The sequence below is a fragment of the Bacillus sp. YKCMOAS1 genome, assembly GCF_030268125.1.
GTDB classification, from domain to species: Bacteria; Bacillota; Bacilli; order Bacillales; family Bacillaceae; genus Bacillus; species Bacillus safensis.
Genome location: NZ_BSEI01000004.1, coordinates 71,043 through 95,062, shown reverse-complemented (window position 1 = coordinate 95,062; position 24,020 = coordinate 71,043). Strand labels below are relative to the sequence as shown.

The 24,020-nt window shown below is 42.7% G+C and carries 24 protein-coding genes; 6 read left to right on the top strand and 18 right to left on the bottom strand.

The genetic code is table 11. From position 1 onward, the window contains the following. Positions 1-7 precede the first annotated feature (7 nt). From QSJ46_RS13105 to QSJ46_RS13075, 7 genes are all read right to left on the bottom strand, one after another. Complete coding sequence (locus tag QSJ46_RS13105) at positions 8-427, bottom strand: DUF948 domain-containing protein (RefSeq protein WP_039180688.1); 420 nt, start codon at positions 425-427, stop codon at positions 8-10. 224 nt (positions 428-651) lie between these two features. Further along, positions 652-1,950, bottom strand: coding sequence for a UDP-N-acetylmuramate--L-alanine ligase (gene murC / locus QSJ46_RS13100; protein WP_039180691.1), 1,299 nt, complete (start codon positions 1,948-1,950; stop codon positions 652-654). A gap of 302 nt (positions 1,951-2,252) precedes the next feature. Further along, positions 2,253-4,982, bottom strand: a complete 2,730-nt coding sequence (locus QSJ46_RS13095) for a DNA translocase FtsK (protein ID WP_285604822.1) — start codon at positions 4,980-4,982, stop codon at positions 2,253-2,255. A gap of 196 nt (positions 4,983-5,178) precedes the next feature. Continuing rightward, complete coding sequence (ytpR, locus tag QSJ46_RS13090; protein WP_024424858.1) at positions 5,179-5,784, bottom strand: YtpR family tRNA-binding protein; 606 nt, start codon at positions 5,782-5,784, stop codon at positions 5,179-5,181. Between the two features lie 16 nt (positions 5,785-5,800). Continuing rightward, a complete protein-coding gene (locus QSJ46_RS13085; RefSeq protein WP_047203487.1) occupies positions 5,801-6,613 on the bottom strand; it encodes a DUF1444 domain-containing protein in 813 nt (270 codons plus the stop codon). A gap of 19 nt (positions 6,614-6,632) precedes the next feature. Next, positions 6,633-6,953, bottom strand: a complete 321-nt coding sequence (locus QSJ46_RS13080) for a thioredoxin family protein (RefSeq protein WP_024424860.1) — start codon at positions 6,951-6,953, stop codon at positions 6,633-6,635. Beyond that, positions 6,940-7,968 carry a PTS sugar transporter subunit IIC gene (locus tag QSJ46_RS13075; RefSeq protein WP_047203488.1) on the bottom strand — a complete coding sequence of 343 codons (1,029 nt, stop codon included), beginning with the start codon at positions 7,966-7,968 and terminating at the stop codon, positions 6,940-6,942. Before QSJ46_RS13075 ends, QSJ46_RS13080 begins: the two co-directional genes overlap by 14 nt. 200 nt (positions 7,969-8,168) lie before the next feature. Between QSJ46_RS13075 and QSJ46_RS13070 the strand changes: the two genes are divergently transcribed. After that, positions 8,169-8,615, top strand: a complete 447-nt coding sequence (locus tag QSJ46_RS13070) for a YtoQ family protein (protein WP_024426182.1) — start codon at positions 8,169-8,171, stop codon at positions 8,613-8,615. Positions 8,616-8,863: 248 nt separating this feature from the next. On the opposite strand, the gene QSJ46_RS13065 is transcribed toward QSJ46_RS13070, so the two are convergent. Next, on the bottom strand, positions 8,864-9,937 hold the full coding sequence (locus QSJ46_RS13065; RefSeq protein ID WP_285604821.1) for a M42 family metallopeptidase: 1,074 nt from the start codon (positions 9,935-9,937) through the stop codon (positions 8,864-8,866). Positions 9,938-10,136: 199 nt separating this feature from the next. Here QSJ46_RS13065 and QSJ46_RS13060 point away from each other — a divergent pair, with 199 nt between their 5' ends. Then, positions 10,137-10,451, top strand: coding sequence for a PepSY domain-containing protein (locus QSJ46_RS13060; protein ID WP_003217759.1), 315 nt, complete (start codon positions 10,137-10,139; stop codon positions 10,449-10,451). Positions 10,452-10,492: 41 nt separating this feature from the next. On the opposite strand, the gene QSJ46_RS13055 is transcribed toward QSJ46_RS13060, so the two are convergent. The 3 genes from QSJ46_RS13055 to trmB all read right to left on the bottom strand — a co-directional run bounded on the left by QSJ46_RS13055 (position 10,493) and on the right by trmB (position 13,869). After that, positions 10,493-12,190, bottom strand: a complete 1,698-nt coding sequence (locus QSJ46_RS13055) for an NAD-dependent malic enzyme (protein ID WP_080967198.1) — start codon at positions 12,188-12,190, stop codon at positions 10,493-10,495. A gap of 74 nt (positions 12,191-12,264) precedes the next feature. Then, on the bottom strand, positions 12,265-13,113 hold the full coding sequence (locus QSJ46_RS13050; protein WP_285604820.1) for a YtnP family quorum-quenching lactonase: 849 nt from the start codon (positions 13,111-13,113) through the stop codon (positions 12,265-12,267). Positions 13,114-13,227: 114 nt separating this feature from the next. Beyond that, positions 13,228-13,869: a tRNA (guanosine(46)-N7)-methyltransferase TrmB gene (gene trmB / locus QSJ46_RS13045; protein ID WP_024424866.1), complete on the bottom strand. Its 642-nt coding sequence runs from the start codon at positions 13,867-13,869 to the stop codon at positions 13,228-13,230. Between the two features lie 188 nt (positions 13,870-14,057). Here trmB and QSJ46_RS13040 point away from each other — a divergent pair, with 188 nt between their 5' ends. Continuing rightward, complete coding sequence (locus QSJ46_RS13040) at positions 14,058-14,333, top strand: YtzH-like family protein (RefSeq protein WP_025092409.1); 276 nt, start codon at positions 14,058-14,060, stop codon at positions 14,331-14,333. Here QSJ46_RS13040 and QSJ46_RS13035 read toward each other — a convergent pair. The 4 genes from QSJ46_RS13035 to thpR all read right to left on the bottom strand — a co-directional run bounded on the left by QSJ46_RS13035 (position 14,330) and on the right by thpR (position 17,905). Beyond that, the gene (locus QSJ46_RS13035) at positions 14,330-15,130 is read right to left on the bottom strand and encodes a phosphotransferase family protein (protein ID WP_076840453.1); all 801 of its coding nucleotides are present in this window, start codon (positions 15,128-15,130) and stop codon (positions 14,330-14,332) included. The two genes, QSJ46_RS13040 and QSJ46_RS13035, sit on opposite strands and share 4 nt — an antisense overlap. A gap of 284 nt (positions 15,131-15,414) precedes the next feature. After that, positions 15,415-16,344, bottom strand: a complete 930-nt coding sequence (locus tag QSJ46_RS13030) for a YegS/Rv2252/BmrU family lipid kinase (protein ID WP_285604819.1) — start codon at positions 16,342-16,344, stop codon at positions 15,415-15,417. A gap of 48 nt (positions 16,345-16,392) precedes the next feature. Next, complete coding sequence (locus tag QSJ46_RS13025) at positions 16,393-17,328, bottom strand: hypothetical protein (protein WP_047203493.1); 936 nt, start codon at positions 17,326-17,328, stop codon at positions 16,393-16,395. A gap of 25 nt (positions 17,329-17,353) precedes the next feature. Continuing rightward, complete coding sequence (gene thpR / locus QSJ46_RS13020) at positions 17,354-17,905, bottom strand: RNA 2',3'-cyclic phosphodiesterase (protein ID WP_285604818.1); 552 nt, start codon at positions 17,903-17,905, stop codon at positions 17,354-17,356. A gap of 94 nt (positions 17,906-17,999) precedes the next feature. On the opposite strand from thpR, the gene cysK reads away from it, so the two are divergent. After that, complete coding sequence (gene cysK, locus QSJ46_RS13015) at positions 18,000-18,929, top strand: cysteine synthase A (RefSeq protein WP_047203494.1); 930 nt, start codon at positions 18,000-18,002, stop codon at positions 18,927-18,929. Between the two features lie 56 nt (positions 18,930-18,985). On the opposite strand, the gene QSJ46_RS13010 is transcribed toward cysK, so the two are convergent. Next, positions 18,986-19,603, bottom strand: a complete 618-nt coding sequence (locus QSJ46_RS13010; RefSeq protein WP_047203495.1) for a Type 1 glutamine amidotransferase-like domain-containing protein — start codon at positions 19,601-19,603, stop codon at positions 18,986-18,988. 29 nt (positions 19,604-19,632) lie between these two features. Then, positions 19,633-21,033 carry a dipeptidase PepV gene (pepV, locus tag QSJ46_RS13005; protein ID WP_285604817.1) on the bottom strand — a complete coding sequence of 467 codons (1,401 nt, stop codon included), beginning with the start codon at positions 21,031-21,033 and terminating at the stop codon, positions 19,633-19,635. Positions 21,034-21,128: 95 nt separating this feature from the next. Between pepV and QSJ46_RS13000 the strand changes: the two genes are divergently transcribed. Both QSJ46_RS13000 and QSJ46_RS12995 read left to right on the top strand, forming a co-directional pair. After that, positions 21,129-22,427 carry an NCS2 family permease gene (locus QSJ46_RS13000; RefSeq protein WP_047203497.1) on the top strand — a complete coding sequence of 433 codons (1,299 nt, stop codon included), beginning with the start codon at positions 21,129-21,131 and terminating at the stop codon, positions 22,425-22,427. A gap of 370 nt (positions 22,428-22,797) precedes the next feature. Next, complete coding sequence (locus QSJ46_RS12995) at positions 22,798-23,019, top strand: DeoR family transcriptional regulator (protein WP_008356419.1); 222 nt, start codon at positions 22,798-22,800, stop codon at positions 23,017-23,019. A 277-nt stretch (positions 23,020-23,296) separates the two neighbouring features. Here the strand turns inward: QSJ46_RS12995 and QSJ46_RS12990 are convergent, their stop codons facing one another. After that, on the bottom strand, positions 23,297-24,013 hold the full coding sequence (locus QSJ46_RS12990; RefSeq protein ID WP_047203498.1) for a pseudouridine synthase: 717 nt from the start codon (positions 24,011-24,013) through the stop codon (positions 23,297-23,299). Positions 24,014-24,020: the final 7 nt, after the last annotated feature.

Sequence of the window (24,020 nt, the reverse complement as noted above, 5' to 3'; positions counted from 1 at the left end):
ATATGGTTTATTTTTGGTGTTTACGTTGTTTCCATTTCTTATAAATTTCAAGTGCTGCGTTACTCCAGCTTACCACATCCGTCACTTTTTCTTGATTTCTTTCAACGGATGAAGAAACCGCACCAGCTGCCTGCTTTATGCTTGTATTAAATTGGTTGATCGAGCCACCAATTCCCTGCACCGCATCCACAACTGTGTTAAGTTTTGCCGATTTGTCTTGAATATCTTCAGCAAGCTTGTTTGTCTTATGTAGCAACTGTGCTGTCTCTGTGGTGATACCTTGCATCTGACCTTCAAGACCTTCTAAAGTTGATGCAACATTCTTTAATGTCAGCTGTAAGGATTTTAATGTTTTGGACAAATAGATGACAAGAATGAGGAAAGCAATTGCGATCAGTGCAACGCTTAGATATAGAATAATAATCATCTGTTACCTCCTTTGCTGCGGGCATATTCAATTCATTACCCTCTCGTTGTATCATTCAAACATCGCCTAGAATGACCGATTGAATAATAATTCTACACTTATTCGCTAATTCCTGTCCACAGCGAACGAAAAAAAGCGGCACATGTTGACACATTTAGCTCTTTTGTCACATTTTATTCAAAATAAAAAAAGTGCCGTTTTACACGGCACTTTTCGTTTAGCATTTATACAGCGACTTTTTCATAAGCGCGCAAATACTTTTGAATGTCTCCTGCTCCCATAAAGATCAGAATCGCATCTTCGTGCGCTTTCAGCACAGATGTATCTTCTTCCTCAATCAATTGGGCCTGCGGGATTTTTTCTCTTAAATCTTCAATGCTCAGCTTCCCAATGTTTTCGCGGGCTGAACCGAAAATATCACAAAGGTAGACATAGTCGGCTTTCTTTAGACTATCAGCAAATTCACTTAAGAATTGCTGTGTACGTGTGAAGGTATGCGGCTGGAAGACAGCCACAATATCACGGTCCGGATATTTTTGGCGAGCTGCTTCGATTGTGACTTCAATTTCAGTTGGATGATGTGCATAATCATCAATTAAGACCTGCTCACCGACCACTTTTTCATTAAAGCGTCGTTTCACACCGCCAAATGTCTTTAATGCGCCTTTGATAAGCTCTACATCAATGGACTCATAGTGACATAATGCGATAACAGCTAACGAGTTGAGGACATTATGATTTCCGTAGGCAGGAATGTAGAAGGTATCATAAAATGTATTACGTACAAATACATCAAATGTAGTGCCTTCCGTATTTTTCACAACATTGCGAGCTTGGAAATCATTTTCTTCGTTGAAACCGTAGTACACAACAGGTACCTTCGCTTGAATTTTTGGCAAGTGCTCATCATCACCGCAAGCAATAATCGCTTTTTTCACTTGAAGCGCCATGTTTTGAAACGCATCAAACACGTCATCAATATCTGAGAAATAATCAGGGTGATCAAAATCAATATTGGTCATGATCGCATAATCTGGATGATAGCTGAGGAAGTGTCTGCGGTATTCGCATGCTTCAAAGACAAAATACTCGCTGTTTTCTTTCCCCATTCCAGATCCATCACCGATTAAGTACGAAGTAGGTTTTGCTGCCTGCATGACGTGAGCAAGCAGTCCTGTTGTCGATGTTTTGCCATGAGCACCAGTAATCGCAACGTTTGTGAATGAATCCATGTATTCTCCAAGGAATTTATGGTAACGAATGACAGGAATCCCTTCAGAAAGGGCACGTTCAATCTCAGGGTGTGTATCAGGGAATGCATTTCCTGCGATGACCGTCATCCCTGGCTGAATATTATCTGGGTCAAATGGTAGAATTTTAATATTTCGTTCTTCTAATGCTTTTTGTGTAAAGATATGTTTTTCGATATCCGATCCTTGGACAGTATACCCAGTATCATGAAGAATTTGGGCCAGTGGACTCATACCTGTCCCTTTTATTCCAACAAAATGATAAACAGTCATAATTGTACCTCCAACAAACGTCTATCTGACTTACAGTATATGACGCTCATTTCAATTTGCAACTTGTGATTTTTGCCTCTAGCTGATCACAGATCGCAGCTCCAAATAAAGATTTTTTCCGATCTTCCTATTCTAATCAATATTAACTATGATTAGTATCCGACAACTTTCCCATTTCTAACACCTGTTTCCGCTTATTTTACATAAAAAAGCGTTCTGGCAGACATGCGAAAAGCGTCCAATTACAAAATTGCACCTATGTGCTATCATACCATGTTTATAAAAAAAATGAAGTGGTTTGTTTAGATCAACTGTTCTAAGTCACTCAGCGTCATGAGCACTTCTCTTGGCTTACTGCCTTTCGCACCAGAGATCATCCCCTCGCGCTCCATCATGTCAATCAGTCTGGCTGCACGATTGTAGCCAATTCTAAATCTTCGCTGCAAACTTGATGTACTGGCACTATTCTGCTCGATGGCAAAACGGCAGGCATCCATAAACAATTCATCTTCGTCTGTAATCGCAGAGCCTTGGAGCATTAGTTCCTCCTGTTCAAAAAGGAACACTGGCTTGCGCTGCTTTCTCACATGTGCCACCACTTGATCAATCTCACGGTCTGATACAAAGTTCCCTTGCAGCCTTGTCGGCTTGCCGGAGCCATTTTCTAAGAAGAGCATGTCTCCTTTTCCAAGAAGCTTTTCTGCACCTGCCATGTCAATGATCGTTCTTGAATCAACCTGACTTGAAACAGAAAACGCAATTCTTGTTGGGATATTGGCTTTAATGAGACCTGTGATGACATCAACAGAAGGTCTTTGTGTCGCAATCAATAAGTGAATGCCGCATGCTCTTGCTTTTTGTGCAATTCGGCAGATGCTTTCTTCGACTTCATTTGGTGCGACCATCATTAAATCGGCCAGCTCATCGATCACCACGACGAGATAAGGTAGTTTTTCACCCATTTGTTTTTCTTTTACAAGCTCATTGAATCGTTTAATTTCTCTCACGCCAGAGTGTGCAAATAGTTCATAGCGTCTTTCCATTTCATCCACTACCCATTTCAAAGCAGCTGTTGCTGTCTTGGCATCGGTAATGACAGGACTCACAAGATGCGGAATGTTATTATACGGTGCTAATTCAACCATTTTAGGGTCAATTAAGAGCATTTTCACTTCATCTGGTGATGCTTTAAACATTAAGCTCACTAAAATCGTATTAATGCAGACACTTTTTCCTGAACCAGTGGCTCCAGCAATTAAGCCGTGCGGCATTTTTTGCAGATCAACCACGACAGGCTGGCCTGAGATATCTAATCCAAGTGCTGCTGTTAAAGGAGATGGATTGTCTCTAAACGCACTGCTTCTGATCATTTCTCTTAAGAACACCATTTTACTGTGTAGGTTTGGCACTTCGATCCCGATCGTGTTCTTTCCTGGAATCGGTGCTTCAATTCGAATATCCTTTGCGGACAAACTAAGTTTAATATCATCTGACAGGTTCGTGATTTTGTTCACTTTGACACCTGGTTCTGGATGTACTTCAAACCTTGTCACAGAAGGGCCCTGCGTGACATGAACAACACTTGCTCTTACATTGAAATTTTTAAGCGTCGCATTAAGCAGCTCTGCCCGCTCTTTCACCCATGTCCCGTCCTCTTCTTTTTGAGCTGGCGGTACATCTAATAGGGCGAGACTTGGAAAAACATACCCTTGTGTGTCGGCTGCTTTCTTTTGCCCTTGCACGCGCTGATCGCTTTTTAACATCATGACATTAAACGGAACCGTAGAGGTTTGACCGCTTGCGCGTGGTGGCTGCGGAGATGTCTGTTTTGGTTCTTCTTTCTCGACTTCTTGCGTTTGTTCTTGCTGCTCTGTCTGTTCTATGACTGTTTCTGCCGGTTCAGATGCAGTTTGTTCCTCTGTTACTTGTTCTACTGGCATCACTTGTTCTTCTTCAATTTCAGCTTCTTGAACCAGCTGATCTTCCTGCAGGTCATGTTGGACTGGCTCAGCTTCTTCATATGTTGCCGCGGGCGCTTCTTCTTGTTTGTCTTCTATTGGATCAGCTTCTACTTCTTCCACCGGTTCTGCTGACATACTTTTTGTTAACGCCGCTTCTTCTACTGGAAGGTCTGCTTCCATTTCAATCGCTGGCTGCGAAGGTTCCAGTGTTTCGAAGGTCAACATGTCTATTTCCTCAGTATGATCTTCAAACTGATGGACAGGCTCGTCTTTTATTTCTTCTTCATCACTGGAGACAGCCTGTTCCGGCTCGGACTGTACCGCCTGCTCCTGATAGACTTCGGCTTGCTGCTTATGTAAATCAGCTTCATGATGATCTTCTGGCTCGTTTTCTTCTAGCTGGAAAGGCTCGTCTGTTAAACGTTCCATCGTCGATTGAACATGATCTTGATAAGCGAGTTCCTCTTGCAATGTATGCGGGGTTACTTCTGGCTCCTTATCCGCTCTCTCTTTTGCTGATGCTGAAACCATTTCTTCGATACGTTTTTCTTTCTGAATAGATGGGATGTTCATTTGCTGCCTGACATTCCGTTCACGCTCTGCCTCTTCTGATAACAGTGTGACACGCTGCGCCGTTTCTTCTGCTGCTTTCCTTTGAACTGATCCTGCTTCTTCTTTTGCTTCTGCCTTTTTTGGACGCATATCCTGATGATAGCCATAAATCGGTGATGGAATTTGCTCTGGCTTGAATGGCTTTTTATTCATATCAGGCTGAAGCGTTTGTTTAGGCTGATAGGTTGTCTGTCTGGTCTTTGACTGTCTTGGTTTGGCGTGTTTTCTCTCCGGTTTCACTCCGTCACGCAGAGGTTCATCTGGAACGAGCGGAAACCGAAAGTTGCCTTTTGGATATTCATAATACACTTTCGTATCTTCGATTTTTTTATATTCTTTATGCTGTTCAAAAGCTGGCTGCTTTGGTGCAGCTAGATCTTCTTCAGGTCTTACAGCTTTTTCTTCTTTCTTTTCTTCTCCTAAAAATACACTAAAAAATTTATCTAACCAACTCATCATTTATCACTCACTTTAACTCCCCTTACGTTTTCTTGGGCGATTTTTAGTATACCATTGCTTTTTCATGCAGAAAAGCGAGAAAAGTGCCGGTTTATGCTGTTCATGCTGTCTGTAGATGAAAAAAAGTCACTAAGTACGTACTTAGTGACTTTTGGTATAACACATTCTTCGCTCCTATGTGTCTGTTTATGGGAGGTTATGCTTTAAAGGGTTCGCCAGCTTGATGGCTTCCATCTAAAACAAGAATCCCTTTTTCAGCAGGTGCGTCTGGAAGATCTAACTCTTTTGCTGAACAAATCATGCCGCTTGATGGAACCCCTCTTAGCTCAGCATCTTTGATGACCATACCGCTTGGCATCACTGCGCCGACTTTTGCCACCACGACATATTGGCCTTGGTCAACGTTTGGTGCACCGCACACGATTTGTAAGGTTTCATCGCCCACATCAACTTGGCAAATGTTTAATTTATCTGCATTCGGATGCTTTTCTTTTTCCTTTACATAGCCGACAACAAATTTTGGTGATAGATCCACAGTCAACGTTTCACTGACACCGTTGCGGTTTAAAATTTCATTGATATCTTGAACAATGGTTTCAGAAAGCGGGACAGATCCGTTTTCTTCAATTTTCATGTAAGTAGATGCATTGAAGATATTAAAGCCTGTTGTTTCTTTTGTTTCTTGATTGAAGATTCGTACAACATCTCCAAACGTCTCATGTCCTACTTCTTCTCTCGTCACATCTTTCAATGAAATAAGGAGTGTGTCGCCTACACCTTCTGCATTATAAAAAACATTCATTCTTCAAAATTCCCTTCTACTGCTGTTTTGGTCTGCTTTTTGCAAGTATAAAGATCGGTTCAAGCTTACCCTCATCATACAAAAATGACAATGCGGTAATCGGAACCGTACCGCTGGCGAAGAAGCTCATCGACATCTGTCCTAAAATATCATAGCCTGAATCATTGCGAACATCTGCAATGATGAATACATCTTGATGAGGAACAGAAATCGCCATTTGTCCTTCTATTTTTTGCGCGTATTCTTGTAATAACGACTCATTTAAAAGTCTGCTGGCGTCATACCCGTCATTTGCGCGGAAGAAATAAAAAAGGTTGCCTGCCACTTCATCCATTTTCACTACAGTTTCTAGTGAACGGACGTTGAAGCTTGCAGTTTCTCTGATTCGCTTTTTTGTCCAGTTTTCCTTTTGAAGCATCTTTTCATCAATTAATCGGTAGGTGCTTCCAAGGTCAAGTGCATAGTAGATTCTCGTTTCAGCTGTATGCTCATCAAATACGAGCGGAATTCCATCACTTGATGCCTCAGGAAAGGAAGTGGAACGAATGACCGGATAGATCTGCTTTTCTTTTCCTGAAATGTGCTGCGCTTCGCCTTTCATCGCACTCAGCGCTTCTTTCACATAATAAACAATCTCATCAATTGTTTCATCAGGCTTTACTTCCCACTTTGCAATAATTGGCGGGAGCTCTAGTGTGATGCCTTTGCCTGTTTGTTTATCTTCAATACGAAGCGTATCTTTTTCCCGATCAAACTGGTGTGACCAGCTGTCGTTCGTCAGACGGCTTTTGAGTTCATTCGCAAGCTGTCTTGATGTCATTTTTGCCATCGTTTAGACTCTCCTTTCGTTATTTAGAAAGAGAATCTGTTAAAAATGCTTCAATCTCTTCCTTTGTCTTACGATCTTTGCTGACAAAGCGGTTAATCTCTTGTCCGTTTTTAAAGACTAAAAAGCTTGGAATGCCGTAAATTTCCCACTCTGCACAAGTGTCAATGAACTTGTCTCTATCGACATAGAAGTACTCAAATTCTGGGTAGTTTGCTTCAAGCTCTGGCAAGAATGGCTCAATAAATGTGCAGTCGGGGCACCAGTCAGCTGAAAATAGCAATACCGTTAAGTCTTCTTGAATCACTTTTTGTAATTCTTCGTTAGATTCAATTTTTTTCATGTTTCATTCCTCCAGTTTGTATGGTTAAATCTCCGAATTGTATATAGCCTTTCTTTCTCATCCATTCTGATACTACCAAACTAATCACTGCCGGGCCAACGATATGCAAGAGAGCTATCGATAGAAATACAGATGGATGAAACCCCATGACGGTGAGGGTCATTAGCTGTCCAACAAGCCCGCTCGTTCCCATTCCCGCTCCTGCCGCATTATTGACCATCCCAAAGCCAATAATACCAATTGGCGCGAGAATCAGACCAGCAATCGTCGGCGGAATCAGGATGAGGGGGTTTTTCACAATGTTCGAAAGCTGCAACTTTGACGTCCCAATGCCGACAGCCGCAAGACCGCCAAAGCGATTTTCTCTAAAACCTGCAGCAGCAAAGCCAACCATCTGAGCACAGCAGCCAATCGTTGCAGCACCAGCAGCTGTCCCGCTTAAATCAAGCATGAGCGCAAGTGCAGCACTTGAAATCGGAGAACTGAGAGCAAGTCCAACAATGGTCGCTACTAGCATGCCCATGATCAGCGGGCTTTGGTCTGTCCCCCACATGATAAGTCTGCCAAGCCCTGTCATCATCGCCTGAATGCCAGGACCGATGAAAGCAGCAGTGAAAAAGCCAGTGATAATGGTGACAAGCGGCGTTAAAATAATATCAATTCTTGTCTCACCACTAACCAGTTTGCCTATTTCCACCCCAATTAGAGCAGCCACGAAGCTTCCGGCTGGTCCCCCAAGCTCTGCTCCAGCGGCACCTGAGACAACACTTGCAAAAATGATTAATGGAGAAGCATTTAAGCGATAAGCAACTGCTACGCCAATTGCCGGTCCCATCAGACCCATAGCAAGCGTACCCATTTTCACAATGAGAGAAAGTGATAACAGACCGCCTGCTGTTTTTAAAATCAGACCTACCACTAATGTAGCAAATAGACCTAAAGCCATATAAGAAAGTGCATCAATGAAATACACCTTTGGCGAAAGGGAGATCCCCTTTCTTTTCAAATAAGTCATCAACGTCGTCTTCCTGCTTTCTCATAGGAAAGACGAAGAGGCCTGTCCTTCCCATTATATGTAGTATTCTTACGATGAAAAATTGTCTCTACCATGAATATCATAATCATATTTTTTTTGCTTTATCAAGCACTTCTTGTGTAACATGAAAAGAAACAGGACAAACCTTTACTAAGTTTGTACAAAAGGAGGAGTTCGTTATGCAATTAACTGTTTATTTAGCTGGAGAAATTCATAGCCAGTGGCGTGATGAAATCAAGGAAAAAAGCCAATCTTTGAAGCTTCCGGTGACATTTGTCGGTCCGATGGAAAATCATGACCGCTCAGATAACATCGGTGAGGATATTTTAGGTGAGCAGCCGAATGCCATTTTCAAAGATGATGCAGCTTCTGATTTGAACAATTTTCGTACTGAAATTTTATTAAACAAAGCAGATGTCGTCATTGCGCGCTTTGGCGAGAAATATAAACAGTGGAACACAGCCATGGATGCGTCTGCTGCAATTGCAAAAGGGAAACCTCTTATTTTAATCCGTCCAAAAGAGCTGCACCATCCGTTAAAAGAACTCTCAAACAAAGCAAATATCACTGTGGAAACTGTAAACCAAGCGATCAAGGCGTTATCTTATGTGTTTGAACAGCAATAAGAAAAAAGGCTGCTCTTATTGAAGAAGCAGCCTCAGATTGTTGACAAAGGGCTAAAATGATGTTTATTTTAGCCCTTTGTCTTCTTTTCAGCGTGATAGAAAACCTTTGCAGTCTAGGAAGGACGAGTACCGGAGCGGAGCGAATTTGACATTCGTGAGCACCGGCACGCAGGACTGACAAAGAATGCGAGGGTTTGTCTACACGCTGAAGCTGCTCTTATTGAAGAAGCAGCCTTTTTCTATTCTATTTATACTTGTTGATAAATAGAATCCACTGTACTTTGATCACAATTTTTCACTAGGCGGACAATTAACTCTTTTGCCGCTGCGTAATCATCCACATGTAACACAGAATGACTTGTATGAATGTAGCGTGCGCAAACCCCAATGACAGCAGAAGGCACACCTTGGTTTGAAATATGAACACGTCCAGCGTCCGTACCACCCGGTGATACGAAATATTGATATGGAATGTTGTTTGTCTCAGCAGTTTCGAGTACAAAGTCTCTCATTCCGCGGTGCGTAATCATTGTTCGGTCAAAAATACGCAGAAGTGTACCTTTTCCAAGCTGGCCGAACTGTGTTTTGTCACCTGTCACATCGTTTGCAGGACTTGCATCTAAAGCGAAGAAAAGATCTGGCTGAATCATGTTTGCAGCTACCTCAGCTCCTCTAAGCCCTACTTCCTCTTGAACAGTTGCTCCTGAATACAACTGGCATGAAAGTGATTCATCTTTTAATTCTTTTAATAATTCAATCGCAAGGCCGCAGCCATAGCGGTTATCCCAAGCCTTCGCTAAAATCTTTTTTGGATTCGCCATTGGGGTAAATACCGTTGCAGGAACGATTTGCTGTCCTGGGCGAACGCCAAGCTCTTTTGCCTCTTCTTCACTGTCTGCACCAATATCAATAAGCATATCTGACGGTTTCACAGGTTTGCTTTTTTGTTCTGGTGTGAGAAGGTGAGGAGGTGTACTCGAGACGACACCAGGAATTGGACCCTGATCGGTATGAACGTCCACACGCTGCGCCAGCATGACTTGACTCCACCAGCCGCCAAGTGTTTGAAAACGAATCATTCCGTTTTTCGTAATCGATGAGACCATGAATCCGACTTCATCCATATGACCTGCTACCATAATTTTCGGTGCGTTTTCCGGCCCTTTGCGTACGCCAAACACTCCGCCAAGACGGTCTTGAATGAGTTCATCAGAATATTTCTCAAGTTCCTTTTTCATAAAAGCACGCACATGGTGCTCATTTCCTGGTGTTCCCTGCAATTCTGTTAAATTTCGGAAAAGCGACAATGTTTCTTCGTTCATTCTACAGTTTACCTCGTTTCTATGTAATGACCATATATATTCCTATAAAAATAACACTCACTTTATACTATAAGAATTCTTTCGGTTTTCCAAGTATCTCTCTAGAAATTTTGAATATGCTTTCAATTATTCGGATTCCTTAACATCAATGGACAAGTTTTGTATAATGGAAAAAACAGCAATACGGAGGTGCAGCACGTTGAAGTTAAAACATGTTTTGATTGGTGCGAGTATTGGAGTTGCCGCTGCAATTGTTGCAAAGAAAGTATTTTTCCCTACGTATATCTCGTCTGAAAAAGCATTAAAAATTGTGAAATCTGCTTTTAAACAGCGCGGCCCGATTGATGGCTCTTGGATTTATACTGTACCAGAACCGTATACCGTAAATGGTGAAACGATTGATGTGTACAAATCTGGCATTACCCGCTCTGCCTTTGGCGAGCTTGAACAGTATGAAGTGATGATTGATGCCAAAACAGGCATGATCGTTGATGTAATTGATTCTGTTGCTTGATCAAGAAAGCTTCGCAAAGACATGTCCTTGCGAAGCTTTTTTTATATGGCTTTGATTTTTTTGTACACAGGATGCCACATCGCGTCCTGCACAGCCTGAATAAGGTCATCAGGCGTTTCTTCTGCAATTCCTTCATCAATTGCTGCCTGCGCCACACGGACGGCCACTGTTGCTGAAACGGTTCGAAGCTGATCGACACTTGGCAGCATCGCTGCACCCGGCTTCCCCACATTGACCATGCTTGCAATGGCTTCAGCACTCGCAACAAACATACTGTCTGTCATCAACCTGGCTTTTGACACAATCGTGCCTAGACCAAGACCTGGGAAGACAAGGGCATTATTCGCTTGTCCAATTTCATATGTGACGCCTCCATATTCAACAGGATCAAATGGGCTTCCTGTTGTCACAAGTGCGCGTCCTTCAGTCCACTCAATCAGATCTTGCGGCTTTGCTTCTGAAAGAGGTGTCGGATTCGACATCGGTAAAATGGCAGGGCGCTCCACGTGTGACGCCATTTCTTTTACAATTTCCTCTGTAAATGCTCCTCCGACCGTCGAGGTGCCAATTAAGATTGTAGGTTTCGCCTGTTTGACGACCTCTAATAGATCAATCGAATGCTTTGGACCATTACGGGCATAATCCTTTACTTCGTCAGAACGTCTTGCATACGGCTTTTGAAATGGCTGAATGTCAGGTGAATCATCTGTGAGCAGCCCCGTTTTATCAATACACCAGAAATGATCATAGGACTCCTCTTCTTTGACTCCATCTCTGACAATGGCATCACGGATTTGCTCGGCTATGCCAATACCTGCCGTACCCGCTCCAAAAATGACGATACGGTGATCTTTCAGCGGAACCTTCGAAGCTTTTGCACATGCCATAACTGCAGCAAGTGAAACGGCGCCAGTCCCTTGAATGTCATCGTTAAATGTACAAATTCGGTCCTTATATTTTTCCAATATCGCACGGGCATTCTTTGTACCAAAGTCTTCCCAGTGAAGGAGCGCGTTTGGGAAAGTGGCACGGGCAAGCTCGACATATTGATCAATGAACTGTTCATAGCGCTCTCCTCGAACACGGGAGTGCTGATTGCCAACATAAAGCGGATCATTTAAGAGACTTTCCTGGTTTGTCCCGGCATCAAGCACTACTGCCAGCACGCGGCTAGGATCAATACCTGCTGCAGCTGTATAAACAGCAAGTTTCCCGACTGAAATGGCAATCCCGCCAACACCCCAGTCTCCAATGCCTAAAATGCCTTCTGCATCAGTGGCAACGATTAAGTCAATTGATTCATCGACACCATAGGATGCAAAAATTTCTTCCATGCCTTCCAGATCATCAATCGATAAATACAGCCCTCTTGGCTTTCGATACTCATGGCTATAACGCTGAATAGCCGTTCCTACAGTCGGCGTGTAGACAATCGGAAGCATTTCCGCCAAGTGCTCATTAAGTAATTTGTAAAAAAGCACTTCGTTTCTATCATGAAGTGATGTTAAATACACATTTTTCCCTAGCTCATCCGGCTGTGCCTTGAACTGCTCATATGCACGCTTTGCTTGATCCTCTAAAGTTAAAACCTTAGGCGGAAGAAATCCCTTTAACCCGAGCTCCTTCCGCTCTTCCTTTGTAAATGCAACCCCTTTGTTTAAATAAGGGACTGACATGACTTCCATCCCTCTTAATGGTGTTTCGATCACATCACCATGTACACGATAAAATTGGTTCACCTGCACTCTTCCTTTCACAAGTTCATTTTGTCGTTATTTTGTGTGAAAGGCGAAAAAAACATACAGATGATCTTTTATCTTCCTGTTTCTCTTTTGATTTCTTGTGTCACCTGCCCATCTTCGTCCCATTTTACAGCACGATAAATGGCATCATGATAAAACAAGTACCACGCATTTTTTTCTTCTGCAAATGCCTGCCACTTTTGCTTGGCTGGAATCGACGTCATTGGGTAATCATCATATGCCAAAACCCAGAGTGGATTTTTATGAGCGTGTGTTGGCATGATATCAGCTAAATGAATCGCTGTTTCGCCCTCACTTGTGAGCGTTAAAATGCTATGACCATTGCTATGGCCGCCTGTATGGTGCAGCTCGATGCCTTCTATCACTTCAATACTTTCTTCAAATGTGACCACTTGATCTGCCACAGGCTCCCAGTTTTCTTTCCAATATGTATTTCTTGAGCGAATGTTCGGCGCTCTCATTTCATCCCATTCGATTTTCGATGTGATGATTTTTGCCTGCTGAAAAACAGACACGAGCTTATCGCCTTCACGTCTTGTTAATCCGCTGGCATGATCAAAGTGCAGGTGTGTCATTAATACGTAATCTATATCTGATGGGCGCAGACCAAGGGCCGCTAGAGATTCTTCCAATTTGGTTTCCTCTGTCACGCCGTAATTGCGTTTTTGTTTATCTGTCAGCTTCCCTGATCCGATGCCGGAATCCACTAACAGATGCAGACCCTTCCACCGAATGAGAATTGGATCACATCGTAATTCAATTTGATTGCGTTCATTAACCGGGTATTTTTTTGACCATAATGGCTTTGGCACGACACCGAACATCGCACCGCCGTCCATGTGCGTATCTCCCCCGTTTAACCAAAACAGTTCCATTTCACCTATTTTCATTGTCTCCATTGCTGTCATCCCTCCTTTTTCTATCGTAGCAAATACAGCCAAAAATCGCATGCACCAATCTTTTCATAAAAAAAGCTGACTGCAATTTTTTTGCAGCCAGCTTGATGTCACTTGTTATTCTGGGAATTTGACTTCTGATCGATAGATGGGTTGTCCCATAGATGAGAATTTCTCTTCATATTCAGTCATCACGTTTCCTTCTAAGCCGTCCTCATGTAAATCTAGGCTGACATACGTTAAAAGAAGGCCATAGGCAGAAAAACTTTTTAAGGAATATTCAAATAACCCGCGGTTATCTGTTTTGAAATGTAATTCACCGCCTGGACGAAGAATATGTTCATATCGCTCTAAAAAGGTTTTAAACGTCAATCTGCGCTTTTCGTGTCTTGCTTTTGGCCACGGATCAGAGAAATTCAAATACACCCGGTCAATCTCATTTTCCGCAAACACATCTGTCAGCGTCTCAGCATTAATGTTCAAAAGCTTTACATTTTCAACATCTGTCTCTTTGATTTTATCTACTGCCGTCACAATGACACTTTTAAATAATTCAATGCCAATATAGTTGATATCAGGATGAAGCTTGCCCATTCCAGCAATAAAGCTCCCTTTTCCTGTCCCAACTTCGATATGGATTGGATGATCATTTCCAAACAGCTCATGCCATTTCCCTTTATATTGCTCGGGACTTGCTAAAGCAATATGAGCATTCTCAGCTAAGTAATCATCAGCCCATGGTTTATGTCGCATTCTCAATTTGATACACCTCTATTTTCTTTACATTTTATCAAGATACCATGAAACATAAAGACCCGCAAGACAGCATCTTCTATGTCCATATAAAAAGACCAGCCCTTCGCTTGAGCTGGTCTGCCGCATGTATAAATTGGGCGCTGATTGCACAGTTTAACCTCATAAATGACACGCTGGAAAGGAGCATTTGTATGGGTTTAAACCGTCAACATCAGCTTCAATTAATCAAAGATATTTTAACCGATCACCAGCTGGATTGCTGCGGGACTGTTGCAGAATATGAACAGGTGGGACGCGTAATTCAATTAATGCTGGCAAAAGAAGATCTGGATCCCGACATTCGTCAGCTGTTAACAGATATTTATGATTACAGCCAAAAGGGCACCTCTGTCAGTTCAATTGATGCACATATCGAGGAGCATCAATCACATCTGTCTGAGTGGGTCGAAAACATTCCACTGTCTTAATGAATGTTTAACCGTTTTAAGAGTGCATTTAGCTCCGCTTGCACTTCTTTTTGCGCCTTTTCATTCCCTTTTCGTTTATGCCAAACGACAAACGATACGGTTTCAGCGAGCACGTACCACGCCATGCGCTTTCGCAAATTATCCGTCAGCGGGGCGCCGTACATAGAGAGCCAGCTTTCCCAGTTCTCTTCCTCAACATAATGGTATAAAAGCGGTCCAAGATCAATCGCTGGGTCTGCAATCATCGCCCCATCCCAATCGATCAAATAGAGCTGGTTTTCATCTGTCAGCAGCCAATTATTATGATTGAGATCGCAATGACAGACGACCTTGTCCTCAAAATGGACAGCCTCCACATGCTTCTCTAAATACTGGATGGCACGCGTGATGTCTTGTGAATCAATTTGCTCGTTTAATATGGACTGTTTTAGATGCATCAGAATGGATTCTGGGTCTAGAGAGTGCTTCTCTAATCGCTTCAGCATATCGAGCAATTCTTTTGATGTATGAATTTTTCTTAGCTGCTCTGCTACAGGACGATCATTCATGTCCTTTGGCTTCAGCTCTCTACCGCTCAGCCAGTGCTGTGCAGTAATAACATCTCCATTTTCCATCCGTTTTGTCCAGACAAGCTTCGGCACAATGCCTTCAGCTGACAAAACCGCAAGAAACGGTGACGTATTGCGTTTTAAAAATAGCTTTTGGTCATTGTGTGTTGCGAAGTACGCATCTCCCGTAGCGCCTCCAGCCGGAGAGATGTGCCATTCGCTACCTAATATTTGTCCCAACCAGTTCATATCAATTTTCAACCCATCATTTCTTAAAATATTTTAAATCTTGCTTTTTTAGTCGACAAAATTCAGCCGATTGAGGATCAATTGGCTGTTTCTTTTTTTATTTATATGATCATAAAAACAAAAAGGACAGCTATTGAGAATGAGATGCTAAACAATAGCCGTCCTATAGATTTTATCGTTACCTTCTTATACTCGTCAAGCAAAACTAAAAAATCAGGACAAGAACCTTACGAAAAAGAAGCCTTTTTTCATGGTTCTTTGACTGCGGACATACCGCAAGTTATTTAAGCACGTAATTTTAAGGATCGTTCACTTGCCTTCACAAAGACAGGCGTTGCACCGATCACTTCTCCATCTGCGTGAAATAAGATTTTTTCATCTGCTTCTAAGTACGCTTCCTCATGCTGAAACAGGGTAACCCCCTTCATCTCAAGGTGCTTTCGAAACACCATTGCACTTAGAAACAAGAGGACTTTGAATGGATTCAAATCTGTGACAACCATCGTTTGAAAACCTGGCTGCCTTGCACTCACTTCCGGTGCTGCTTCCAGCCCTCCCCCGTAATACGGGTGATTGCATACGATCACAAACCACACTTGCCGAAAGACTTTCTTCTCATTTTCAATAAATAACGCAAGATCAAATGGCTTAAACGACCATAGAGAATGGAGAAATGACAGCGGGTAGATGATAAAGCCAAGCCCCAGCCGTTTCAGCCACTTTTTTCCTCTAAAATGCACCGTTTTCCTCAGCACATGTGCGTCAAAACCCACACCGATATGATTGAGAAAAAGAACAGTTTGCGGACTTTCGGCATGATCTTGAAAGGAGCCGAGAGAAAATGTTTTGGTGAGCATTCTCTTTTGCTTTCTCACTTCTTTTAGGACATCATGACGATGGATACCGAGACCCTTCGCAGCATCATTCCAATGACCAGCAGGGACAAAACTAAGCTGTACATGATCGATTTCCTTTAAGCCATTCAGTACCTCATGAATCGTGCCGTCACCGCCAATAACAATCAATCGCTGCAGCCTGTCATCCTGCATGGCACTGATTTGTCTTGCCAAAACTTCTGCATGGCCTTCATGCTGGGTGAGAAACGATCGATAAGAGACCTCTACCTTTTGTAATTCTTTCTCTATGCTCCTCCATGTGCGGAGTCCTTTTCCATGTCCTGCTTCTGGATTAACGATAAAGTACCATTCATTCATATATTAGCTCCACTCAGGTCTCATTTTTCGTGACCTTCCATCATGCCTTTAATCGAGCCATTCCTGCCTTCTTTTGCTGTCTGTTTCACCATAAGCAAGCAACGCCTTTGTCGCCTTAAATTGCTGATGCTTTGTCGGCGCCGTATTTTTCCGCTGCTTTTCAAACCACTCTTCTGCTTTCTTCTTATCGATAACCTCCATCCCATATGGAACTTCAGGTAAATCAATATAAGAGGTACGGCTGATCAGGATTTTCTTCACAGGAAGGTCTACACCACTTTGCTGTAAGATCTTTGACACAACGGTGCCAGAACGCAGAAGGCTTGCACAAGGATTTAAGACGGACTGAACAGCTTTCCCGGTCGCCCGTTTTTCCCAAAAACGTTCCTTCGTTCCGATATAGACGCTGTCTGGCTCGGCCTCTAAGAAGGATAAACAGATTACTTCGAGCGGCGTGATGAGTATCGGACATAATTCCATCTCAGCTTTTTGAATGAGCAGAACCGGCTTGTACATCACAAAATAAGAATCTGGAAGCTGCCTTGCAAGCATTCGCAGCTTTTCATCATATCGAATATGATGGGAGACGGTTGAAATATGTGAAATCGTTGAGCTCGCCCATTTTAATTGCACTTCAAAGAGATGATCCTTAAAAAAGTGAATCAGCTTCGTTTCATCGGTAGGGACGTTTCTGAAAACCCCTTGCTCTATATCTGTAGGCTCGTTAAAAAGACTCAGGTCCCGTTCCTTTTTCATATCGGCTTCTTTTTGCTTTCTCTTTAAGGAGAATTTCTTTCTCTTTTCTTCCTCCTGTTCAGGCACTTGTTGAGGAATTTGGTCAAATGGTTGCTGCGCCTCCTCTTTTGAAGCCTTTTTCAACTCGTCCCATCTTTGTTTTTTCAACCGATTGAATTGATTGATGTAGTGATGCGGGTCTTGTTCATATCGTGATATATAATCTTGAATTTTGATAATTTGCGCCATCTGCTGCTCACTCCAACTTCTAGAATCATTTATGTAATGTAAATTGTTTGATTGCGTGATAACGAGGGGTTTCCTTTGGACGTATTTCAAATAAAGTGATACGCGAAACCTCCATCACATATGGCTCTTTGCGTAAAGGCGCTTGTTCTTCATAAAGGTCATCCGCATTCCATTTGCGCGCAATCGTCATATGCGGATGAAACGGTCTCTTTTCAACAGGGTGTCCTGCTGACAAGACGGCTTCCTTTACCTTTTCTCTTAAATGCATGAGCGGCTCACTTTCATGAGGCTTTGCAAAAAAGACTCTTGGGCGTTCCTTCGCACCAAACTGCCCTACCGAATTCAGCTCTAGTGGAAATGTAGACGCTTCATTTGAAAGGATGTCAAGCAGCCGAATGATCTTTTTTAGACGCTCTTCTGGAATGGCGCCTAAAAAGACAAGGGTTACATGATAATCATGTGGTGCTGTCCATTTTTGAAAGAACAGTCCGCTCCTTTGATCAATGTCTTGTTTGATTTGATGCGCAAGTTGTTCAGGGATGTGAATCCCTATAAAATAATGACGGCTTTCTGACACAATATCACCTGTCCTTTTTTAACAAACTTTACGAATCCCCATTGATGATAGTATAACTAAAGAAATGCGGAATGAGAAGAAAGGGTGTCATATCATGAAGGTTGCACAAAATATAGCTGAGCTGATTGGCGATACACCGCTTGTCAAATTACAGCGGCTCCAGCCAGAAAATGCGGCGGCTGTTTACTTAAAGCTGGAATCATTTAATCCTAGCGGAAGTGTAAAAGACCGCGCGGCTTACAATATGATTGTCGAGGCAGAAAAACAAGGGAAACTCACAAAAGGAGCAACCATTATTGAACCTACGAGCGGGAATACAGGGATTGGTTTAGCCATGAATGCTGCCGCAAGAGGCTACAAAGCTATCCTTGTCATGCCTGATACGATGACAAAGGAAAGAATCAATATTTTGAAGGCATACGGGGCGCAGGTCGTCTTAACCCCAGGAGAAGAAAAAATGCCAGGCTGCATCCGCAAGGCGGAAGAACTTGCTGCTCAAATTCCTCACAGCTTTATTCCGATGCAATTTGACAATAGAGCAAACCCAGATGCACATAGAGGAACAACAGCGGTCGAAATCATGGAAGCTGTGAAACAACTTGGACAGCCCCTTGGCGCCTTTGTCGCAACAGCTGGAACTGGCGGTACTATTACAGGAACTGGAGAGGAATTAAAAAAGGCATTCCCTCATTTAACCATCCGTGTAGCAGAACCTGAGGGATCTCCAGTCTTATCTGGCGGTGAACCTGGCAAACATAAGCTCGTTGGCACAAGCCCAGGATTTATCCCCCAAATCTTAAACGAGGATGTCTATGATGAGATCGTGCAAGTAAGCGACGAAGATGCGTACCACATCACACGGGAGCTCGCTATGCTTGAAGGAATTTTAGTAGGCCCATCCTCTGGGGCGGCTTGCTATGCGGCCATTGAAACAGCCAAGCAATTACCGGCAGATCAAATCGTGATCTGTATGACAGCAGATACGGGTGAACGATACTTATCAAGTGATGTTTTTCAAGATTAAAAAAGGAACAGGGCGATGAATCCCTGTTCCTTTTTCTTCTTTCACGGTTAAGATGCTTAGACAGATTTCACCTCAGCCTGCTCCCCTGTGACGAGTAAAGCCTGTTCATCAGTTAGAGGACATAAATCAAGCGTCTGCTGATGCTTCTCCATAATTAGCTGTGCAGCCTCGCCTAAATAGGCATTGTGCATATGTGGTACTGGATAGCGGCTTATTTCATTGCAACCTTGGAATGATGAAAGCTCCGGCGCCTTCTCCTGATCATCCATCATGGAGATATATTCAATGCTTGGCGCCATAATGATACTCCCCGCAGACTCCCCGATGTACAGCTTGCCGTTGTTGATTTCTTCTTTCAACACGTCATCGAGACGATGTTTTCTTAACTCCTGCAATAAATAAAAGGTATTGCCTCCTGAAACATAGATCACATCATTTTGTTTGATCATCTGTGTGACCTCTTCTACGGACTGTTCATCTATCTGCACAGTCTCAAGCTGCATCCCTAATTGCTGAAAGGCTTCCTTCGCTGCCTCAACATAGTGCGTGACTTCTTCTACAGCACTTGCCGTTGGAAAGAAAGTCACACGCTTTCCTTTTAATGATTCACCTGCAAAGTCAGACAAGAGAGAATAGCTGTCTTTGAATGAAGAACTTAAGAACATTTTTTTCACTATGAATCCCCTCTTCTCTTTTCCAATTTCTATTTTGCTAATTCATACATAGCTTGTGCATAAAGAGCTGCTGCTCTCAGTAAGTCATCAATTTCAATATATTCATCCTTTTGATGGGCGCAGTCTGGTCTTCCAGGAAATAGAGGTCCGAAGGCTACGCCAGCTTCTAAAGATCTCGCATACGTTCCTCCCCCTATGGCAATAAGGGTTGCAGGATCTCCCGTTTGCTCCTCATATACCCGCTGCAAGGTTTTCACAAGCGGATGATCTTTTGAGACGTGATGAGGAGGGCTGTCTTCGAATTTTAGAAGGGACGCCCCTTTGATGCTTTCAATTCCTTTTTTGACGTCCTTGCCGTCTGCAGTTACTGGATAGCGTACATTTAACCCTAGCTTTGCTTCCTCATTCTGTTTATAGCGGATTGTCCCAACATTCAATGTCAAATCTCCACTAATATCATCTTTGCAAGCAATTCCTAGCTTTTTCCCTCTTGTATCCTGATCAAATAAAGCGTTGACTTGGGAAGTAAAGGCAAGTCCCTGCTCATCTAATTCATGTCCGCATAAGAAATTCGCCATATGAATGCCCGCATTTGTCCCATGCGCCGGCTCCATGGCATGAACGGATACCCCTTTTAATGTAAAATGCAGTCCATCCGCTGTGCTTTTTACCTCACCAGATAATTGATGATCAGCAAGATAGGCTTCGAAGGCCGTTTTTAATGATTCAGCATCGTGTTCCTGTGTAGCAGTCACAGCAGCTGCTGCCTCATCTGGCACCATATTGAGCCTCATACCCGATGTAAATTGCTTAAGCGTATAGCGCTGTTGATTCACTGGTTGTTGATATGTAAATGATAGGGTGGCATCAATAATCCCTTTTTCCGCATGAATAATCGGAAAATCGGCGTCTGGTGCAAATCCAATTTGCGGCATTGCTTCATGCTTGAAATAATGGTCCACACAGCGCCAATCACTTTCTTCATCTGTTCCAATGATCATTCTGATTTTTTTCGACAGCTGCAGACCAGAATCTTTTAAGATCTTCAGCGCATAGAATGCCGCCATGGTTGGGCCTTTGTCATCAATAGCCCCGCGTGCAAAGATTTTATTTTCTCTGATGTCCGCTGAAAATGGCGGGGTTGTCCAGCCGTCACCTGCAGGCACCACGTCCACATGGCACAGCACACCTACGATGTCTTCGCCTTCCCCATATTCAATATGACCTGCATAGCCGTCGACATTCTTGACTGTGAAGCCTTCGTCTTCCCCTTTTTTCAGCATATACTGAAGGGCATCATCGACTTTTTCACCAAATGGCTTTCCTTCTTTGCCGCCTTCTTCATCAAGGACACTTTCAATTTGTAAGAAAGATTGTGTGTCGTTGATCAAGTCATCTTTTTTTCGTATTACTTCAGCTTCCCAATTCATTTTTTCCATTCCTCCTTGAAAAAAGGTTGCAATCCACCCTTAAAACGAATATTATATTAATTGTTTTGTAATAATGTTCGTAAATGGAGGATTTTATGTTTCAGTTAAAAGAAAATCAAACCAACATAAAGAAAGAAATCATCGCTGGTATGACGACATTCTTTACCATGGTCTATATTGTTGCCGTCAACCCAGGAATTCTTTCAAAAGCAGGTATTCCTTTTGACCAAGTCTTTACTGCAACAATCATCGCTGCTGTCGTCGGTACGCTCTGGATGGCACTATTTGCAAACTATCCGATTGCCATTGCACCAGGCATGGGGCTGAATGTTTATTTCACCTTTACCGTTGTCGGCGGTGGCGGCATCAGCTATCAAACAGCGTTTAGTGCGGTATTTGTTGCTGGTATACTCTTTATTATTTTATCGTTAACATCCCTTAGAAAACAACTCATTCAAGCCATTCCAGATAATTTAAAGTACGGCATTACAGCAGGAATCGGGCTTTTCATTGCGTTCATCGGCCTCCGTCAGTCTGGAATCATCGCTGCTGATCCAGAAAACCTTGTGAAGCTTGGCAATTTAAGCTCGCCTGTTGTCATTTTAACGCTTGTCGGCTTAATGATTTCGGTTATTTTAATGGTTCTTCAAATAAATGGTGCACTGTTTATCGGCATGTTAGCGACCACATTGATTGCACTCGCAACAGGCCAGCTTCATTTCCCTAAAATGCTGATGGACGTGCCTGCACTGCCTGAAGGCATGCTGATTACAAATCCAATAGCTGCCTTTGGTGACGTGTTCTCTCATCATTTGTATGCTGTCGTCTTCTCCTTCTTACTGGTGACGATTTTTGATACAACAGGCACTATGATTGGTGTTGCCGAACAAGCCGGATTAATGAAAAATGGCCAGCTGCCAAAAGTGCGCAGAGCCCTGCTCGCTGACTCTGCTGCAACAACGGTTGGTTCTATGTTTGGTACAAGCCCAACCACCGCTTATATTGAATCATCATCAGGCGTTGCTGCTGGCGGAAGAACTGGACTGACTTCTTTAACGGTCGCTGCACTGTTTATTGTGGCATTATTTTTTGGCCCGCTCGTTCAAGCGATTTCGTCTTTACCATCCATCACATCACCTGTTTTAATCATTGTTGGCTGCTTGATGATGAATTCGGTGTCACGCATTCGCTGGAACGAACTAGACGAAGCATTCCCTGCTTTTCTTGTCATTCTTTCGATGCCGCTGACTTCTAGTATCTCTACAGGGATTTCACTTGGATTTATTTCATATCCGCTTGTGAAATTGGCGAAAGGGAAATGGAGAGAAGTACATGTGCTTGTTCTCATCTTTGCCATCTTATTTTTCATTCAGCTCTTTTTCTTAGAAGGATAACAGAAACAAAAAAGGCACATTCCATGTGAGGATGTGCCTTTTTGCATTCATTGAATTTTTTATTTTGTAAATTTTCTGAGTTATTTTTCAAACGTTTGAACGTGACGGCTTCTATCGTATCCCTTATCATTATTGGGTTGTAACCGGATTCAAATCATGATATATACCATATTTCATTTCATGAAGACAAGTTTAAAAACACGTAAAGTTGACTTTTTGGTGGAACTAGATGCATAATAACGTGTATAATAGAATAAAACATTAAGAAACACGAACATTTACCATTGTTGCTTGTCCTTATTTCGCAGTTTTAGTGTAGTAAGTTGTGGTTAGTCAAGTCCATCCGATCTTATTGATAGGGAGTGGTTTTTTGAAACCTTCAACAAACCGTATGATGACTCGAATTAAATCAGTTTATATGTTCATTCAAGAGAAAGGTCTTGTGACGACACAAGAGCTGGTTGATGAATTCGGGATCACACCTAGAACCATTCAAAGAGACTTAAACGTGCTTGCCTATAACGATCTTGTTCATAGTCCAAGCAGAGGCAAATGGGAAACAACGAGAAAAAAAGTAAAAATATCATCTTAAGCGTATAATGAATTGTCCATATAACAAAAAGAACCGGCGATATGCCGGTTCTTTTCTTTTGCAGATTGTTGACAAAGGGCTAAAATGATTTTTATTTTAGCCCTTTGTCTTCTTTTCAGCGTGATAGAAAACTTTTGAAGTCTAGGAAGAACGAGCACTGGCGCGGAGCGAATTTAACATTCGTGAGCACCAGCGCGCAGGACTGACAAAGAATGCGAGGGTTTGTCTACACGCTGAAGAACCGGCGATATGCCGGTTCTTTTCTTTTGTTCTTATGTTATTCACGATTCATTAAGCTGTCTAATTCTTCATCCGTCAATTCACGGTACTCTCCAGGTGCTAGATCTTCATCTAATGAGACTGCCCCCATCGTGAGCCTTTTTAAAAAGATCACTTCATTTCCCACCGCTTGGGCCATCAGCTTCACTTGATGGTACTTCCCTTCAGTAATCGTCAAACGGATGCGTGTATCTTCCTCTTCATTCGCATCTACTTCAACCTTCGCCGGCTTCGTGTGATAATCATCTAAGATAACAACACCTTCTTCAAGACGCTTAATGTCTTGATCACCTAAAGGATATTTCAAATGAACTTCATACGTTTTAGGCACATGCTTTTTTGGAGAAAGTAATTGATGAGCAAGCTGTCCATCATTTGTAAGGAGAAGGAGACCGACCGTATCCTTATCCAGTCTCCCCACAGGAAATGGCTCCCTTGCGATATCCTCCGGCTCGAGTAAATCGACTACCGTTTCATCCCGCAGATCTTCAGTTGCTGAAATCACCCCGTCCGGTTTGTTCATCATTAAGTAAATGAATTCTTTATATTCTACACGCTCTCCGTGTACGAGCACTTCATCATTTGATGGATCAACATGATCTTTCACCTGCTTCGCCACTTCTCCATTCACTGTGACCGCCCGGGCCTTGACAAGTTTTTTCACATCTTTTCTTGAACCAAAGCCGCTGTTAGCAAGTAATTTATCAAGCCTCATGAATATC